This is a genomic window from Pseudomonas sp. V88_4 (assembly GCF_029967985.1).
GTDB classification, from domain to species: Bacteria; Pseudomonadota; Gammaproteobacteria; order Pseudomonadales; family Pseudomonadaceae; genus Aquipseudomonas; species Aquipseudomonas glycinae.
Genome location: NZ_JASCAF010000045.1, coordinates 122,103 through 138,895, shown reverse-complemented (window position 1 = coordinate 138,895; position 16,793 = coordinate 122,103). Strand labels below are relative to the sequence as shown.

Here is a 16,793-nt window from a genome sequence, read left to right as displayed (position 1 = left end):
CAATGTGGGAGCTGGCTTGCCAGCGATACAGTCGACTCGGTCTGAGATCAACCGAGAGCCGTTTTCTCCAGGTGTTCAAGGATGATCGGATACACATCGACCACCGCGTTCTTGCCGAACATGCAATCGATGTGGCCGTAACCCGGCACCACATGCCGGCTGTAGCGTTCCGGCCCGTGCTTCTCGCAAACCCGCTGATAGGTCTTGAGCGTGCTCTCCGGCAGATAACACTGGTTGTCGGCGCCGCTGATGAAGCAGATCGGCATGGTCAGCCGATCAAAGTGCGGCATGTACACATCGTGTCCTTTGAAATCCACCAGATGCCCTTTGCGTACGATCAGCGCCAGGTGCTCGAAGGTCTCGATGTTCGACTCGCCGAACAGTTCATGCAGGTTGTCATGCAGGGTCTCGTTGAGGGTGTCGTGGCGGTACAGCGAGGCGTACATGAAGGTGATGCGGTGGCACACCGGGTTGGTGCAATAGCCCTGGGCTTCGATCCGCGCGTAGCCGTTGAGCGCCTTGTCGTAGAGCCGGTTGAACCAGTTCTCCTTGCTGTCGGCGTAGGCGGTCATGGATTTGATGCCGATCGCATCGAGCATTCCCGGCAAGTGCAGACCGGCCTTCAGCCCCGTTGCCGTCGCGACCACCGTGTCGGCGGCAATCTGCGAGCAGACCACCGAACGCACGCCCTGCAAACCAGCGAGCAGCGACATGAAGAAGGTCGTGGCGCCGTAGCAATGCACCACGCACTGCACGTCTTTCGCGCCGGTCTGCTGCTGGATCTGTGCGATGGCGGCCTTGAAGTCGTACTGGGCGATCTGGTCGCCGTTCCATTCCTTCTTGCTCGCCGGCAGCAGGATGCTCACCCGGAAATCCAGCAGCCATACGTCGTAGTCGTGCTTGCACAGAAACTCCAGCAGGTTGGTCTGGATCGTGTCGGTGGAAAAGATATTCGAGCCCACCCCCAGACCATGCACCAGCATCACCGGGCCTTTGCTGCCGGCCTGATAACGGGTCAGGCGCAACTGCACGCCGTCTTCGGTGGAGAAGAAATTCACCGCCGGCGTCGGCGCATCCAGTGGCCGTTTCAGCCGTGGCGGCGCGTCGGGATTGAAGTATTTGTCCCCGGCGAACACCCCGCCATAACTCTCCCAGAGAATCCCGGCGAAGAACTTGCCGAACCGCGCCAGCCCTTCGATCCGCTCACGCTCGTTGCGCGCATTGAGGACTTTCATGGTGGTCATCTGCTTGGCGAAGTCGGTCGGTTTGATGTGCATCACACCCGAACCGATGACTTCGCCGGATTTGTCCGGCCCGCGATACAGCGTCACGTAGAGGGTGCTGGTGTCGTGCCAGATGTTCAGCACGCCGTTGTCTTCCGGCACGGTCTTGAAGGCGCTGAAGAAGTAGTCGTTGCCGTCCTCGGCGGTCAGTTTCATGTCGTACTTCATGTGACGCGTATCGACCTGCTGCTCGAACTGCTCAAACAGGTTGAACACGCCGTTGCTGGCGGTCAGCGGTTGCGGCGACAGCGCCGGAGCGATCACCGTGCCGACGATGGTCGCGGCGTGTTCCGGTTCCTTGATCATCCGGTTGAGGTCGTTGGCGGTGATGGTCAGGGTGAAGTCGATCGGCGAGTTGTCCGCCTCGCCACGTTTGGCGGCAGCTTCATAGACTTTGAGATCGGTGCTTTGCGCGGCGGTGAAGGCGCGGGAGAAGTAGCCTTTCATGGTTTCGGTGAACTGCACGCCAAGGGTCGGCGGCGCGGTCTGTTTGTGCGGCGCCGACGGCAGCGTGTAGTCGATCGTCCAGCCACGGTCGGCCGCCAGCAGGCCCATGTTGCGCTCGCTCACGGCGGAGATGGTAAGCAGCGGATTGACCGCCAGTGACGTCGGGATCACCGCGCCGTCGGTCACGTACAGGTTGGCGTAGACATCGGTGCCGCTGGCGCCACTGAACACCTGGCCCTTGTGGTTGACCACGCCTTGCGCGGCATCTTCACCCATCACACAACCACCCAGCGGATGCACCGAGACGATGCTGTGCTTGAGCAGCTTGGTCCAGATCGGATTCTCGACCCAGATCCCGCCCAGGGCCTTGGTGCTCTGGTACAGCCGTTCGTTGCCGATCTTGAAGTTTTCCTGCTCGCCGACGCCCGGCCAGTCGATGCGCAGTTGATCCTTGCTGTCGAGAACCATGCGTCCCTGACCGCTGTCGTGGCTCATGATCAGGTAGGTCTGCAGGTTGTGCAGCGCCCCGTGATACGGGCCGCGCAGGAAGCTTTCGGCTTCGCGCTCCTTGTACTTCACCTTGCCGCTGAAGCTGTCGTCGGTGGGCTTGCCGATCATCTCGGCGAACCCGGCCATCGCCGGTACCATCGGCCGGCCGAGCGCGCCGGGGATCGAACCTTCCTCGATGACCATATGGCTGCTGCGGTCACCCTCGTTGCGCATGTCGATGATCGAGGTGATGCACGGGCCGACCGGTTGCAGTTCCTTGGCCGAATGCGCGCCGAAACCGATGCCGTTGATGGTCTGCTCACAGTTGTGGCCGAAACCGAGGATGTCGCCGTTGCCGCTCATGTTCTCGCCGAGCTGGCCGGACATCACCAGACCTTTGTCCCGTGAGCGCAGCAGAATTTCGGTAGAGCCGAGGGTGCCCGCAGAAACCACGACGATGTCGGCCTTCACGAACAAGGTCGGGGCGTCGAATTTCTCGCGGCCGCTGTCGAGGTACTGGAAGTGCACGATCCAGCCATTGCCGTCGCGCTCCAGATGCCGCACCTGGGCCTGGCAGAAAATCTCCGCGCCGTGATTGGTGGCGTCCGGCAGGTAGTTCATCAGCGTAGTGTTCTTGGCCTTGTTGTTACAGCCCGAAACGCAGTCACCGCAGTGGTTGCACGGCAGCTGCTCGACGCCGACGTGGTTGAGGTTGTTGGGCAGTTTGTCGAAGGTTACGTTGATTGGCGGCTTGTAGAAGTGCGCGCCTTGCTTGAGGAAGTCCGCAGATTTTTTGTTGGCATCGAGTTTCGGCAGGTTTGGCGAGCTGCTCGGGTAGGGATTGGGCTTGAGCATCTCCCGGGCCTTGGCGTAACCCGCCTTGAGCAAACCGTCACGGTCCTCGCGCACCGCCAGTGGCCAGCGCGGATCCTGGAATACCTCATCGGTCGGCTCCAGGGAAACGTTGGCGTTGATCAGCGACGTGCCGCCGAGGCCGCAGCCGACCACCACGTTCTGCTGGGCGTTGACGTGCAGGTCGAACAACCCGGTGCGCGAGCCGATGTGGCCGTCCGGATCGTGCACCTGCAACTCTTCGGTCGCGGCGATCATGGTGTTGGGGTATTCGCCGGGCTGGATCTCCCGACCGCGTTCCAGCAGACAGACCCTTTTACCGGCCCGGGACAGGCGCGAAGCGGCAATGCCGCCGCCATACCCGGAGCCGATGACGATCACGTCGTAGTGTTCCTTGATTTCGCTGATGGGCGTTGCGATCCGTGTCATGAGGGGGTTCCTCTCTCAGGCAGATGGGGCAACTCTGCGGTTGCCTGCAATCAATGGGCGAACGGGCTCCTGGCCTCCGGGAAATCCCGGCGGCAGTACAACGGTTTGGGCAGGAATCAGGGGCTACAGACGGGCGTGCTGATTGACGGCACGACGCAACGTGCGCTTGCGCGGCGCAGGAGCCGGCAGAACGCGGAGCGTGCAGGGATTGGGGGGTAAGCGGTGTGGCTGGGTATCCATCACGCGTTCTCCCTGAACCAGATGTGGATAAGTGACAGCTGTCCTTGTGCCATTGCAGTGAAGACAGGCACCGGATCGAAGTCAAGGCAGCCTCTTAGAACTGTATGAAATCTGATCAATTGCTATTTGGACTAAGCCCGCCGGGGATCGCAGGGTTTGGCGAACAAGTTATCCACATAGCCACCCACAGCTAATGGGGACAACTGTGGACGACCTGAAAAATAATCGGGTTTTTGTGAAGAAAAACCGTGACTTATTCAGATGCAGGGTTTCCATTAGCGATTGATCGTTTTTTGATCAAATCGCTACATGGCACAGATTACGTGGCTTGCGGAGGATGGCGAACACCTTATCCACAGAAGCGCCAACAGAGTTCGGGGGTAACTTGGCGAGTGCTGTGGAAAAGCGCTGGAGGCGTTGATAAATCTGGGCTTGTGTAGAGTTTGGTGGGTAAAAAGGGTGAATTGAACGTTTTTTGATCAAATCCTTGTAAGCCACGGTTTATAGGGCTCTTGGCGGATAGCGAACATCTTATCCACAGAAGCGCCAACAGAGATTGGGGGCAAGTCTGGGAGTGATGTTGGGGAAAAACTCAGAAAAAACCGCGAGTTAGACTGGTTGTTTTTTGACCTGAGGGCTGGAGAGCTTGATTGGCGTGGGGTACAGGGAGGGGCGAACACGTTATCCACAGATCCGCCAACAGGGATTGTGGGTAAAGCGCCCTCTCCCGAAGGGAGAGGGTCAGCAAAGGTTTCAGCGGACAACACCTTCTTCGATCAGCAGTTTGAGAATGGCTTCAGCACCGGCCTGCGCCGTCACGCCTTTCAGGACTTGCCCCCCACCGCCGCTAGCCTTGGCCGTCGCCGCCTTCATCCGGTCCGCCCCGCTCTTGGCCTTGATCACCTTCAACCTTTTCGGCCGGGGCTTGGCTGGTTGCAGGGTCGCAACGGCCAGCAGTTCGTCATCCACCACTTCCACGTCTTTCGCCTGAAGAACACCACGCCGCGCAGGCCCGTAAGCACTCTGCCGAGGTTTGGGCGCAGCGTTATCCACAGTCGCGAGAAACGGCAGGCGCACCTTCAACCGGCGGCGCTGCCCACGAGGCAACGCTTGCAGCACCAGCGCCGAACCGTCGTTGATCGACTCGACCTGCGCCAACCCCACCACCAGTGGCCAGCCCAGCCCTTCGGCCAGCAGGAACGGCAGCATCCCCGAACCTTCGCCGGTTTCCGCCTGGCTGCCGGTCAGCACGACTTGTGCGCCAGCATCACGCAGATAGTCGGTCAACGCCGGCAGCGCATCGGCGCCCGCCGGTTGTTCCAGCACATGCATCTGCGCAAGTCCCATGCCCAGATAGGCGCGCAGCGCCGGTTCCGCGATGTCACCGGCGTGCAGCACTTGCAGGTTGTCCCCCGCCAGTTGCAGGCCGAGTTCCACCGCGCGGGCGTCCTGGTCGGCGCGGCGCGGGCGGCCGGAGGTCGGGTGGGCGCCGATTGAAACCAGACTGATGATCTTTGTGCTCATAACCGTTCCTTAAGCCGCATCGCGCTTGGCTTCGTTGCGGTAAGCCTCTACCGCCGCGATCAAGGCCTGAAGAATTTCCGCGCTCTCACCAATCACCGACAGGTCGGCACGCTTGATCATGTCGCAGCCCGGATCGAGGTTGATCGCCACTACCTTGTCGCAGGCACCGATGCCTTGCAGGTGCTGGATCGCCCCGGAAATCCCCACGGCCACGTAAACCCGCGCGGTGACCCAGGTGCCGGACGCGCCGACCTGACGGTCGCGGGCCATGAAGCCATCGTCCACCGCCACCCGCGAAGCGCCTTCGGTGGCGCCGAGGGCGGCGGCGGTCTTGTGGAAAAGCGCCCAGTCCTTGACCCCGTTGCCGCCGGAGAAGATGAACTCCGCTTCGGCCATCGGAATCGCTGCCGGGTCTACCGCCACCGCACCCAGATCTTCGATCCGCGACAGGCTGCGCGCCACGGGTGTGGATAACTCCACCGGCAGCGCTTCGTGACGGGTTTCGCTGACCGGTTCCGCGCATTCGGCGGACGCCAGAATCAACCGCGCCACCGGGCGGGCCAGATCCTGCAACCCGGCACCGGCACGGCCAATGCACTGCTGATCCTTGACCTGCCACACCCGTGTTGCCGGACGTTCACCCAGTGCAGCAGCAAAGCGCCGCCCGAGTTCGCCGCCACCACTGCGGCTGTCCGGCAGCAGCCAGTGACGCGGGTTGAACTGGTTATCCACAGCCCGCAGACCCTGGATCCGTTGCTCCGGTGCATAACCGCTGAACTGTTCGCCTTCCAGCACCAGCAAGCGGTCAACGCCCGCCGTGGCGAAAGCGTTTTCCTTGTGCTCACCGAACACCACGGCCAGCACCGCGCCGTCGCTGCCGGCCAGCTGATGAGCCAGACCGAGCAGGTCACGGTCGTGGCTGCTCAAGCGGCCGCCGACCATGTCCGGCACCACGCTGATGTAGAACGCCGGGGCCGGCACCTGATGCAGCGGCAACTGCACTTCGACCGCGGCCGAACGTTTGACCGCCCCGCCCTGCTGGGCGCCGCTGCGGTCGATGCGCTTGATGCCGTTAGGGCCGATGAAACCGATGCCGTGCGGATTCTTGCGGATGATCCCGTTGGGGCCCATCCAGCTGTGTTGCGCCGGTTGCATGGCCGCGTGCAGCGGATGCAGACGGTTGCGTGCGATCCATTCGGCGCGGGGGTCGCGGCGGATAATGTCGCTCATCAGTGGGCCTCCGCAGGTTCACGTTTGGCCGGAGTGGCAGGCTTGTTTGGCGCGGCGTCTTCGAGCAGCGCGTCGGCCACCAGTTCGGCAATGTCCTTGATCAGCGGGCGCGGTTCGACCACGCCTTCGAGCATCGCCGTGCACTGTGGACAACCCACGGCCACCAGCTCGGCACCGGTCTCGCGGATGTCTTCCATGCGCATGTCGGGGATCCGCTGCTTGCCCGGAATGTCGGTGATCGGCGCGCCGCCACCGCCGCCGCAGCAGCGCGAACGGAAGCCGGAACGTTGCATTTCCTTGATCTCGATGCCGAGCGCGCGCAGCACTTCGCGCGGTGCCTCGTACTCGCCGTTGTAGCGGCCGAGGTAGCACGGATCGTGGTAGGTCACGCTGTTGCCTTTGTGCTGACCGAGGTTCAGCGCGCCGGCCTGGATGATTTCCGCCAGGTAGGTGCTGTGGTGCTGGACGAGGTAGTTGCCATCGAACGCGCCGTACTCGTTTTTCAGCACATGAAAACTGTGCGGATCGCAGGTAACGATGCGGTTGAAGCTGTACTTGGCCAGGGTCTGGATATTGCGTTTGGCGAGCAGCTGGAAGGTCGCTTCGTCACCCAGACGTCGGGCCACGTCGCCGCTGTCACGCTCTTCCAGCCCAAGCACCGCGAAGTCGACCTTGGCCGCTTTCAGCACTTTGACGAACGCCCGCAAGGTGCGCTGGTTGCGCATGTCGAAGGCACCGTCGCCGACCCAGAACAGCACGTCGGTGGTCTTCTTCTCGCTGAGCAGGTTGAGGTTCAGGTCCGCCGCCCAGTTCATCCGCCCGCCCGGGGCGAAACCGCCAGGGTTGTCGGTGGCAATCAGGTTTTCCAGGACTTCGGCGCCCTTGTTCGGGGTGGCGCCTTTTTCCAGGGTCAGGTGGCGGCGCATGTCGACGATGGCATCGACGTGCTCGATCATCATCGGGCATTCCTCGACGCAGGCGCGGCAGGTGGTGCACGACCACAGGGTTTCGGCATCCACCAGACCGTTGACGATCGGTTGGTGCGGATTGCCGCTGTGTTCGCCCACCGGCTTGCCCGGATACGGGCTGCCGGCGAACTGGGCATCGGTGCCGCCGGCGAGGCCGACGACCATGTCCTGAATCAGCTTCTTCGGGTTCAGCGGCTGGCCGGCAGCGAACGCTGGGCAGGCGGCTTCGCACTTGCCGCACTGCACGCAGGCGTCGAAACCGAGCAACTGGTTCCAGGTGAAATCCTTGGGCTTTTCCACCCCCAGCGGTGCAGTCGGATCATTCAGGTCCAGCGGTTTCAAACCGGTGGAACGGCCGCCACCAAAACGTTCGGCGCGACGGTGCCAGGCCAGGTGCAGGGCACCGGCGAAGGCGTGTTTCATCGGCCCGCCCCAGGTCATGCCGAAGAACAACTCGGACACGCCCCACAACACACCGATACCGAGAATCGCTGCCAATACCCAGCCACCGAAGTTCTCCGGCAGGATTCCGGCCACCGGCAAGGTCACCAGGAAGAACGAGGCCGAGAACGCCAGCAGGCTTTTCGGCAGGCGCATCCACGGGCCTTTCGACAGCCGCGACGGCGGATTGAGCCGACGCCGATAAACGAAGATCGCCCCGACGAACATCACCGCCGTCATCAGCAGCAACGCGTAGCCGAGAATGCGGTTATGCAGGCCGAAACCGTGCACCAGAATCGCCAGCCCGATCGACGCCACCGCCCCGCCCGCCGTGGCGACGTGGGTGTTGGCGATGTATTTGTCCCGCGCCACCACGTGGTGCAGATCGACCATGTAACGCTTGGGCATGGCGAACAGGCCGCCGATCAGATCGACCTTCGAGGCCCGGCCCCGGCGCCACATGGCCACCCGCCGCAACGCCCCCAGCACCGCAAGGGCCAGGGCTGCGAACAACAGGATTGGAAGAAGGGTGTTCAACATCAGAGTCACCTCTGGCGAGGTGCAAGCTACAAGCTACAAGCTGCAAGAAAGAGCAGTGGAAACTGCAGTGCTTTTACTTGCGGCTTGCAGCTTGGGCTCGCAGCTGAGCCGTCAAAAATCCTTACAGAGCCGGAGTGCGTCGTAGATGGCGGCGTGGGTATTACGCTGCGCCACGCAGTCACCGATGCGGAACAGCAAGTAACCGTCGCCGTTACTGCTCAGCGAAGGTTGCGGCTGGATCGCGAACAGCGCCTCGACGTCGATCTGGCCCTTGTTGCGCGAGCCGTCCTTGAGGGCGTAGTAGATTTCTTCGTCCGGGCGCACGCCGTTCTCGACGACCACCTGATCCACCACCCGCTCCTCTTTGGCGCCGGTGTATTCGTTCTCCAGCACGGCGACGAGTTTGTCGCCTTCGCGGTAAACCTTCTCCAGCATCATGTCGCCGGTCATGATCACTTCTTTCGGGTACATGCTGCGGTAGTAGGTCGGGAATGACGTACCACCGATGGCCACGCCCGGCTTGATGTCGTCGGTGACGATCTCAACCTGGCTGCCCTTGTCGGCGAGGAAGTCGGCCACCGACATCCCGGTGAACTCGCAGATCGTGTCGTAGACCAGCACGTTCTTGCCCGGCGCGACCTTGCCGTCGAGCACGTCCCAGCTGCTGACCACCAGCCCTTCGGCGGCGCCCCAGTGTTCGTTCTGCTCCAGGTACGGATGCCCGCCAACGGCCAGCACCACGATGTCCGGACGCAGGTCCATGATGGTGTCGGCGTCTGCGGCAGTGCCCAGACGCAGGTCGACTTTCAGCCGTGCCAGCTCCAGTTGGAACCAGCGGGTAATACCGGCGATCTGGTCACGCTGCGGCGCTTTCGAAGCCGTCGTGATCTGCCCGCCGATGAATTCCTTCTTCTCGAACAGGGTCACGTCGTGGCCACGCTCGGCCGCCACACGGGCAGCTTCCATCCCCGCCGGGCCGGCACCGACGATCACCACCTTGCGTTTCGGCCCGGTGGATTTCTCGATGATGTGCGGCACGCCCATGTATTCACGGGAGGTCGCGGCGTTCTGGATGCACAGCACGTCCAGACCCTGGTACTGACGGTCGATGCAATAGTTGGCGCCGACGCATTGTTTGATCTGGTCGATCTGGCCCATCTTGATCTTGGCGATCAGGTGCGGGTCGGCGATGTGGGCGCGGGTCATGCCGACCATGTCGACGTAACCGCCCTCGAGAATCCGCGTGGCCTGGTTCGGGTCCTTGATGTTCTGCGCGTGCAGCACCGGAACCTTGACCACTTCCTTGATCCCGGCCGCCAGGTGCAGGAACGGCTCCGGCGGGTAACTCATGTTCGGAATCACGTTGGCCAGAGTGTTGTGGGTGTCGCAACCCGAGCCGACGACGCCGATGAAATCGAGCATGCCGGTGTCGTCGTAATACTTGGCGATCTGCTTCATGTCTTCGTGGGACAGACCGTCCGGGTGGAACTCGTCACCGCAGATGCGCATGCCGACGCAGAAGTCGTCACCGACCTCGGCGCGTACGGCTTTCAGGACTTCCAGACCGAACTTCATCCGGCCCTCGAAAGTGCCGCCCCATTCGTCGGTCCGCTTGTTGACGCGCGGGCTCCAGAACTGGTCGATCATGTGCTGGTGCACGGCCGACAGCTCCACGCCGTCCAGGCCACCGGCCTTGGCGCGGCGCGCGGCTTGCGCGTAGTTGCCGATCACCCGCCAGATTTCTTCCGGCTCGATGGTCTTGCAGGTTGCACGGTGCACCGGTTCACGGATGCCCGACGGCGACATCAGGGTCGGCCAGTGGAAACCGTCCCAACGGGAGCGACGGCCCATGTGGGTAATCTGGATCATGATCTTGGCGCCATGCTTGTGCATGGCGTCGGCGAGATTCTGGAAGTGCGGGATGATCCGGTCGGTGGACAGGTTCACCGAACTCCACCATTGCTGCGGGCTGTCGATCGCCACCACGGACGAACCGCCACAGATCGCCAGGCCGATGCCGCCCTTGGCTTTCTCTTCGTAATATTTGACGTACCGCTCGGTGGTCATGCCGCCGTCGGTCGCGTAGACCTCGGCGTGCGCGGTGCTGAGCACGCGGTTGCGGATGGTCAGTTTGCCGATCTGGATCGGCTGGAACATTGCTTCGAAAGCCATGGCGGGTTCCTCGACTTACAACGGCTTGACGGTGAACAGGCCGTCGTCGTGGCCTTCTTCGGAGCCACCGTAGACCTGCTCGGCCACGGTGCGGATCTTGCTGCCGCGAGCGGCGAGGATCTGGTCCATGGCACCGGCAAACCAGCCGGTGAACATGTAGTCGACCTTGCGCCCGACCTTGCCGTAGACGTAGACGAACGCGGAGTGTTCGAGCTTGACGCTGGCGGTGCCTTTGTCGAGGTCGATGTCCTGGATCTTGAACAGGCCCCAGCCGCGCTGCGACAGGCGCTTCATGTAGTGTTCGAACACCGCGACGCCTTCAAGGCCGTGGCACTCGGCTTCTTTTTCACACCAGTGCCAGGCGGATTTGTAGCCGGCCTTGTAGAGGATTTCGGCATAGGCTTCGGCGCCCAGCACTTCCTCGATGCCCATGTGGTTGTTGACGAAGAAATGGCGCGGCACGTACAGCATCGGCAGGGCGTCGGAGGTCCAGACACCGGTCTCGCTGTCGACTTCGATTGGCAATTGCGGGGCGATCTTGGCCATGGAAACTTAACTCCAGAAAAATTCGTGGTTGGTGCCGAGCGAAGCTTTTGCTTTGCTCTTATAAACAAGCCGTATGAATGACTTTGGAGCCGTAGCGAGCACGTCGAGAGCAAGGAAGGACCGGAGCGACAAGCGAGACAGTACGGGACGTACGGCGAGTTTGGCGCGAGGACCTGACGCAGCTATCGGCGAGCGGAGTAGGCTCCAGAGTTATTCATTCGCCCCAGACGTCTTTGAGGACGTTCACCCAGTTCTCGCCCATGATCTTGCGTACCACGCGCTCGGAGTGGCCGCGCTTGAGCAGGGTTTCGGTCAGGTTCGGGAACTCGCCGACGGTGCGGATGCCCAGCGGGTTGATGATCTTGCCGAAGTTGGTCAGACGGCGGGCGTAGCCCTTGTCGTGGGTCAGGTATTCGAAGAAGTCCTGGCCGTGACCCTGGGTGAAGTCGGTGCCGATGCCGATGGCGTCTTCGCCGACCAGGTTCATGGTGTACTCGATGGCCTCGGCGTAGTCGTCGATGGTCGAATCGATGCCCTTGGCCAGGAACGGCGCGAACATGGTCACGCCGACGAAACCGCCGTGGTCAGCAATGAACTTAAGCTCTTCATCGGACTTGTTGCGCGGGTGCTCTTTCAGCCCCGACGGCAGGCAGTGGGAATAGCAGACCGGTTTTTTCGATTCGAGGATGACTTCCTCGGAAGTCTTGGAGCCGACGTGGGACAGGTCGCACATGACGCCAACGCGGTTCATCTCGGCGACGATTTCGCGACCGAAACCCGACAGGCCGCCGTCACGCTCGTAGCAACCGGTGCCCACCAGGTTCTGGGTGTTGTAGCACATCTGCACGATGCCGACGCCGAGCTGCTTGAACACCTCGACATAGCCGATCTGGTCTTCGAACGCATGGGCGTTCTGGAAGCCGAAGAGGATGCCGGTCTTGCCCTGCTCCTTGGCCTTGCGGATGTCGGCGGTGGTGCGGACGGGGATCACCAGGTCGCTGTTTTCGCGAATCAGTTTCTGGCTGGCGGCGATGTTATTGACCGTGGCCTGAAAGCCCTCCCACACCGACACGGTGCAGTTGGCCGCCGTCAGACCGCCCTTGCGCATGTCTTCGAACAGCTCGCGGTTCCATTTGGCAATGATCAGACCGTCGATAACGATGCTGTCGGCGTGTAATTCGGCTGGGCTCATCAGGCGTCCCCTTATTGGCGATTCATGCGCCGAATCGTCTGCCGGCGCTTTGGGGCCAGCATATGCCTCGGTGCGCGACCAGCCGGGTGCAAAAACGACAGGGGAATTGCCGAAAGCGTCAATCCGCGACAAAGGGTCGCCAACCGGTTCGACCGGCCACCTGTTCAAGCCCGCGAGCTTGAGCCAGAATCTGCCGCATCCCGGAAACACCACTGGATTAGAGCGGCGACATCAATGAAATCGATCTTCCTGGCCCTGGCCCTGATTGCGACCGGCGTACACGCCGCCGAAGAGTCCGACAACAACCCGTGCGACGCGGTGGAAAACGACGTCCAGACCCTCGAATGCTCGACCTACAGCCGCACCACCGCCGAGGACCTGCTCAAGGACAACTACGCCAGCCTGAACGAGCGCATGCAGACCACCTACGGCAAGAACCCGGCGCAACTGGCCGACATCACCGCCAAAATCAAGGCCGCCCAGCAACAATGGCTGAAAACCCGCGACGCCGACTGCGCCGTCGAAGCCTTCCCGGCGACGGACGGCAGCAAGGCGTTCAAGATTGCGCAGAATGACTGCGTGGCGCGGATGAGTGACGAGCGGTCGGAGTTTTTGGAGTCGATCGGGCAGGAGTGAAGAGAGAAAGGGCGCGCCACCTCTTCAGCGGGTAGTCAACTGTCAACTCTGACAGTTCACCGCGGCTGATCCTGGGCCTATGTTGGGCTTGTGATCCCAATTCGTCGATCACCCAGGATCAACTGCAAGGAGCTGCCCATGTCGACCCGATATGCGATCCCGCACAATGCCATCACACCGTCCAAAGGGAATATGACCGCCACTGTAGGAAGCGTTCCCGCCATTACGTTCACATCTGGCGGTCTCAATTTCGCTGGAGACTACTACACAACTGACAGGCAAATGCGCCTCACCCTTTCAGCCCTGCAACAGCTGCCACTCAGCATCCACGGAATAGAAATCACCTTCCCGCGCGACCTGGAGGATGGCAAACATAAAGTTGAAGACGGGAAAGTCAGTGCGGCTTACTGGCAACTGGTGACTGAGAATGGAGAGACCGTTTTCGTCGTCAACGATGCGGACTCCGGCTTCATCAATTTTGCAAAAAATGATGCGCTGGAAACCTTCAGTGGTACTTTTTCATTCACCACCAAAAATGCTGACGGAACGGTCTTCGAAATCAAGAACGGTAGGTTTGACGTCGAAGGGTTTGACGAATTTACGCTTTAGGTGCGCTGCATAGAGATCGTCCACCGGCCAGCTTGGCCTTTGGACGATTTTTTGCTTTCAGACCTGCGCTATCTCCCAAACGTCAGCTTGCTGATTTACCAGTCATCCTTGACCTCACCATCATCGCCCTCGCCCCCCCTCCAAAAATCGCCGAGTAGACATTACTGAGAACCCGCGACACCGAAACCTTTCCGGCGATGGACAGCAGCAAGACATTCAGGATTGCGTGGCGCGGATGAGTGACGAGCGGTCGGAGTTTTTGGAGTCGATCGGGCAGGAGTGAGGAGCGTTCCCGCACGAATCGCGCAGGAACGATGACTCCCCATCGTCATGACGCCATGAAGGGCGACTTGAAGGGACGCTTCTGCAACGACGGGATGGGCGCGTATTCATAACCCAACGCGCGGATGTCCATGACGTGTCTGACGGTTCTCGTCCATGGCGCCAGCGTGTCATCAAGGTTATGACCGGGTGGCCCACCACTGATCGGCGTGTAATGCGGAGCCCATTGCGGATTGTCCAGAGCCATTTGTGCCTGCCACTCCGCCCAGATCCTGTCGATATTGCAATGGTGCAGGAAGAACACCGGATCTTCAGGGGAGGTCATGGCCAACATGTTGCCCCCTATCCACAGATGGACGCGGTTGTGCAGCTGCGAACCCGGGGTGGTGACCTGAGGATCACCTCGTTGCGTGATCCACCCCTCCAGTCGATTGCGAAATCCCCTGGTGTATGGGCCGGAATCGTAAGGCGGCGTGTCGTACAACCACTCTCGCATCGCCATGTCTACGTCTGCCGACGTCGGCAGCGAGGTCACAAGAACGCCGAACTGACGCTTGAGACCAGGTTCCGTCTCACCGTTTTCCGGGTAGGCCGGAACCGGCCAGTTTCCGTACTGGTGAGCAAAAGGTCCGGTCTGTACTCGATCATGATCACCTGGGCTGCCATTACCGCCCATCCATTGATCCGTCCAGACGGGTGAGTTTTCCGGATCCGGGGCGTCTTGAGTCCAGTCCCAATACGGCAGAGTCACCTCAGGATCAATCGCGCGCAAATCCGCCTCGAACTGCATCAGCATTTCTCGATGCCATGGCAGAAATGCCGGGCCAAGGTGAGCCCCGTTACGGTATTCCGGATCTTGCGGTTCCCAAGGATGCACTGTGGGTTTCATCACTCGGTGATGCCAGTGCACATATTTGTCGTACCCCCCATTGCGCTTGAGGGTGAGCAGACAGTTGATGAATGCGGCCCGCTCGAAGGCTGTGTGCGAGCGAATTTCTTTCCTGACGATCATTGTGCGACTCCTTTGCCGGAACAGTCGTTCTTGGGTTCAGAGCCGGTGATGGCCCTCGCATCAATCTTCGAAGCAATGTCGATAAGGATCTACTGTCAGAAATAACAGGTAGCGGTCTGTATCCGACAAACGGAAACTCGGCGTCGCCCTTACCGAGCTTCGGTGCAAGGCTACTTGCGCGAAGATTGCAGCGGCATTTGGCATCACCGCCAACCAGCTTGAGCTGTAAGCTGCACCTCTTCAGCCAATCAGGGGATTCACATGAACATCTGCGGTATCGAAATCAAAGGCAGTGAAGCGATCATCGCCGTGGCGTCCCTCGACGGTTCGGGGCTGAGCCATGTCGCGTTGAACACCAAGAAAATCGCGCTGGACGATGACGACGAGGCAGCAAACGTGAAGCTGTTCGCCGCTCAGGTGGCGTCGTTCGTGCGCGAGAACTCCATCGATCGCATCGCGATCAAGAAACGCAGCAAGAAGGGTGAATTTGCCGGTGGGCCGACCACGTTCAAGATCGAGGGCGTGTTTCAGTTGCTGGACGGTTGCGAGGTGACGCTGCTGTCGCCGCAGACGATCAATGCCCAGGCCAAGAAGCACAATTTCGAGCTGCCGGGCACGCTGAACAAGTATCAGCATGAAGCCTACAAGGCAGCGTGCTCGGCATTGGTGAAGAAGTAACTAGCGCGCTTTACGCGCGCTCAGCCAGTCGCCGAAGGACTTGTCTTCCAGCGCATAGCCACCACGGCTCGACTTCCACACCAGTTCCTTGTCGCGCAGGGCATCGATGCAGGCCTGAATGGTCTGGGTGCCCGGCACCACATCGCTGCCCATGTTTTCCAGGGCCTTGCCGACGGCCATGAGCGTGCTGTCGGTGAACGGTGCAAAAGGCTCGTTGTTCTGTGAGCGCTCCACCATCACTTCCAGCACGGCGCGCTGAGGAATTGTCAGAGCGTTCCACGCGCTCTCGAACTCGGTCCATACGCCTGCGCGCAACAATTCGGCACGGCTTTGCAGCAGTTGCCCCAGATTGCTGGCCTCGCCCAGCTCCAGTGCGACTTCGCCGATGATGGTGCGCAACATTTCCGGGCGTCGTCCCACCAATTCAAAGGCGTCGTCGATATCGGCCGCACTGAACTGGTTGGTCTCGGCCAGATGGGCATTGAGGTGCAAGGTGTACGCCTGGGTGAACTCTTTCCCCAGCAGCGGAAAGGGCGTGATGCTCGAGCCGAAGAACGGTTGGCTCTTGCCCAGCACCAGGTGCGCGAGTTTGTCGCGATTGGAACCGGTGAACACCAGATGCAAACCGCTGCCCTCGCCTTCCCGTCCCTGGTTGAGCTGATCCCGTGCAGCCTTCAGGGCAAACATCGCATTGATGCCTGCGGCGGTTGTGAGCGCGTGCTGGGCCTCATCGATCACCAGCACTACGGATTTTTCGGCGGCGCTGTGGAGCAGTTCCAGTGCTTGGGTCAGGGTCGCGCCGGCCGGCAGTTGCGGCTTGGTGAAGTCCCAAGACAAGGTGCGCAGAAAGCTGAGCTTTTCGATGCCGATATTCTTTGCCAGTTTGCGAATGCCCTTTTCGAAGGGGACCAACGCGCCTGCAATGGCACTGGCGATCAGGTCAGCAGGGTCTTTTTCCTTGTCGGCCCACAGGTCGACGTAAACCGTCAGCCAGCCTCGGGCCTGGCATTCCGGGATCAGATCCTCGCGCAGAAAGGTACTTTTGCCGGTGCGACGCGGCGCTGCCAAAAAAAGGCCGGAGGTGAAATCCTGCAGACCTGCACCCACCAGACCATCGGCAACGCTGCGGGCCAGAGCGGGGCGGCGGAACACGAAGCCGTTGTTTCTGGACATGACTTACACTCAATTATTCAAACAACTGTAATTTATACCTGAAAGTATAA

12 protein-coding genes are annotated in these 16,793 nt (G+C 60.9%); 3 read left to right on the top strand and 9 right to left on the bottom strand.

Annotated features, from left to right (window positions below; translation table 11 throughout):
- Positions 1 to 47 precede the first annotated feature (47 nt).
- The 7 genes from QLG12_RS24275 to QLG12_RS24245 all read right to left on the bottom strand — a co-directional run bounded on the left by QLG12_RS24275 (position 48) and on the right by QLG12_RS24245 (position 12,353).
- Positions 48 to 3,500 (bottom strand): alpha/beta fold hydrolase, encoded by a 3,453-nt coding sequence (locus QLG12_RS24275; RefSeq protein WP_282475348.1) that lies wholly within the window; start codon positions 3,498 to 3,500, stop codon positions 48 to 50.
- A gap of 993 nt (positions 3,501 to 4,493) precedes the next feature.
- Positions 4,494 to 5,264, bottom strand: coding sequence for an electron transfer flavoprotein subunit beta (locus tag QLG12_RS24270; protein WP_011336286.1), 771 nt, complete (start codon positions 5,262 to 5,264; stop codon positions 4,494 to 4,496).
- Between the two features lie 9 nt (positions 5,265 to 5,273).
- Positions 5,274 to 6,494: an electron transfer flavoprotein subunit alpha/FixB family protein gene (locus QLG12_RS24265; protein WP_282475347.1), complete on the bottom strand. Its 1,221-nt coding sequence runs from the start codon at positions 6,492 to 6,494 to the stop codon at positions 5,274 to 5,276.
- Positions 6,494 to 8,443 (bottom strand): dimethylglycine demethylation protein DgcB, encoded by a 1,950-nt coding sequence (gene dgcB, locus QLG12_RS24260; protein WP_282475346.1) that lies wholly within the window; start codon positions 8,441 to 8,443, stop codon positions 6,494 to 6,496. The genes QLG12_RS24265 and dgcB overlap by 1 nt, the downstream gene beginning before the upstream one ends.
- Before the next feature lie 111 nt (positions 8,444 to 8,554).
- Positions 8,555 to 10,615 (bottom strand): dimethylglycine demethylation protein DgcA, encoded by a 2,061-nt coding sequence (dgcA, locus tag QLG12_RS24255; protein ID WP_007959780.1) that lies wholly within the window; start codon positions 10,613 to 10,615, stop codon positions 8,555 to 8,557.
- A 15-nt stretch (positions 10,616 to 10,630) separates the two neighbouring features.
- Positions 10,631 to 11,161, bottom strand: a complete 531-nt coding sequence (locus tag QLG12_RS24250) for a DUF5943 domain-containing protein (RefSeq protein ID WP_003228980.1) — start codon at positions 11,159 to 11,161, stop codon at positions 10,631 to 10,633.
- Between the two features lie 214 nt (positions 11,162 to 11,375).
- Entirely contained in the window at positions 11,376 to 12,353 is a 978-nt protein-coding gene (locus tag QLG12_RS24245) for a dipeptidase (RefSeq protein ID WP_039768004.1), read from the bottom strand.
- A gap of 234 nt (positions 12,354 to 12,587) precedes the next feature.
- Between QLG12_RS24245 and QLG12_RS24240 the strand changes: the two genes are divergently transcribed.
- Positions 12,588 to 12,989: a lysozyme inhibitor LprI family protein gene (locus tag QLG12_RS24240; protein WP_197867278.1), complete on the top strand. Its 402-nt coding sequence runs from the start codon at positions 12,588 to 12,590 to the stop codon at positions 12,987 to 12,989.
- A gap of 138 nt (positions 12,990 to 13,127) precedes the next feature.
- Positions 13,128 to 13,598, top strand: a complete 471-nt coding sequence (locus tag QLG12_RS24235) for a hypothetical protein (protein WP_197867277.1) — start codon at positions 13,128 to 13,130, stop codon at positions 13,596 to 13,598.
- A 328-nt stretch (positions 13,599 to 13,926) separates the two neighbouring features.
- Here QLG12_RS24235 and QLG12_RS24230 read toward each other — a convergent pair whose 3' ends face one another.
- Positions 13,927 to 14,892 carry a tyrosinase family protein gene (locus QLG12_RS24230; protein WP_282475345.1) on the bottom strand — a complete coding sequence of 322 codons (966 nt, stop codon included), beginning with the start codon at positions 14,890 to 14,892 and terminating at the stop codon, positions 13,927 to 13,929.
- A 261-nt stretch (positions 14,893 to 15,153) separates the two neighbouring features.
- Here QLG12_RS24230 and QLG12_RS24225 point away from each other — a divergent pair, with 261 nt between their 5' ends.
- Positions 15,154 to 15,570: a DUF3010 family protein gene (locus QLG12_RS24225; RefSeq protein WP_197867275.1), complete on the top strand. Its 417-nt coding sequence runs from the start codon at positions 15,154 to 15,156 to the stop codon at positions 15,568 to 15,570.
- Here the strand turns inward: QLG12_RS24225 and QLG12_RS24220 are convergent, their stop codons facing one another.
- On the bottom strand, positions 15,571 to 16,743 hold the full coding sequence (locus QLG12_RS24220; protein WP_011336293.1) for a hypothetical protein: 1,173 nt from the start codon (positions 16,741 to 16,743) through the stop codon (positions 15,571 to 15,573).
- Between the last annotated feature and the right edge of the window lie 50 nt (positions 16,744 to 16,793).